Raw genomic sequence first — 1,208 nt, 5'->3', positions numbered from 1 at the left:
CCGGTACCGGACCCATGGTCAAGGCGGACCTTTCCACCATGGTGACCCGTTCCTATACCCGCGACTCTGCGGGACAAGTAACGGCGACCCCCAACACCACCACAGGCGGGGTATCCACCTACACGGCCATCGACTGGACCGCCAAAGACGGCTGGTACTTCAACTTCCCCGGTGCTTCGGCACCGCCGAGCACACCCAACCTGTCAGAAATGCTGGTGGCCGACCCCGATGTGCAAGCGGGTTACCTGATCTTCCCCACCATCCGCAAGAAATCGGGGACCGAAAGTTGCTACGACACCCCCGATATCACCCTCTACATCATTGACCCTATCGCTGGCATACCCACGCGCAAAGCCCAAGGCCTGATGTCGGACGGCACCTTGGTCGCGGGCAGCGCAGTACTGAGCCAAAAATGGGTCACGGTTAACAACCGTTCGTCCTCCCCATTCCAGCCGACGACCTGTGTAGAGGGTGCAGCAGGCTGCACCAGTACCGACTGCAACAATGGCATTTGCAGGGTAGAGGCCACCTGCCCGCCTGGCAGCAAAGTGCTGGCGATCGTCAGCGGCGACGATAGCCGTGCCCTGTGTTACAACCCGCTGGGCCGCGTGCAGTGGCGCGAGATCCCTGGACTAAGGACGGACAAATGAAGCAATTGAAAGCCCAGCAGGGTTTTACCCTGATCGAGCTGATGATCACCGTTGCGGTGATCGGCATACTGACGGCCATCGCATTGCCCAGCTATACCGAGCAGGTAGCGCGTGGTCGCCGGGCCGATGCGCAAACCGCCCTGATGGGCGGCCAGCAGTGGATGGAACGGTTTTATTCAGAAAACTTTCGCTACGACCAGAATAGTGGTGGCGTGGCCGTCACGCACAGTAGCCAGTTCCCGGCACAAATGGCCGCCCTGCCCTCCGCCAAGTACTACGACATTGCCGTCGCCGTCGCAGCCTCCAGCCCTCGCACGGCCTATACCATCACCGCTACGCGCAAAACCGGCTCCAGCATGGCCGCAGACCGCTGCGGCAACATGACCGTGGACAACCTGGGTCGGCGCAGTATCGAGGCGGGCACCTACACAGCCAAAGCCGGATCTGACCTCAGCTCCGCCATTGCCTACTGCTGGAGATAAAGGCTGGCAACGCAGCCGCTTCGCCCGCACCAGGGCTTGCGCCGATGGGTAGGTGCCTGCCTGGGATCGGTGGCAC

1 protein-coding gene and 1 pseudogene are annotated in these 1,208 nt (G+C 61.7%); both read left to right on the top strand.

The window, feature by feature from the left end; translation table 11 throughout:
- A pseudogene (locus AC097L_RS25175) lies at window positions 1-650 on the top strand (hypothetical protein); the annotation flags it as partial.
- Window positions 647-1,132: a type IV pilin protein gene (locus AC097L_RS25170; RefSeq protein ID WP_479589438.1), complete on the top strand. Its 486-nt coding sequence runs from the start codon at window positions 647-649 to the stop codon at window positions 1,130-1,132. The pseudogene AC097L_RS25175 and the gene AC097L_RS25170, both read left to right, overlap by 4 nt.
- Window positions 1,133-1,208 lie beyond the last annotated feature (76 nt).

This window comes from Rhodoferax sp. RT5P35 (genome assembly GCF_056521385.1).
Note: the sequence above shows the minus strand (reverse complement) of the source record. Positions and strands in the feature narration are given on the sequence as shown.

Bases quoted from the DNA above. Each gene is read 5' to 3' on its own strand.
- AC097L_RS25170 (WP_479589438.1), top strand. From the start codon at position 647: ATGAAGCAATTGAAAGCCCAGCAGGGTTTTACCCTGATCGAGCTGATG.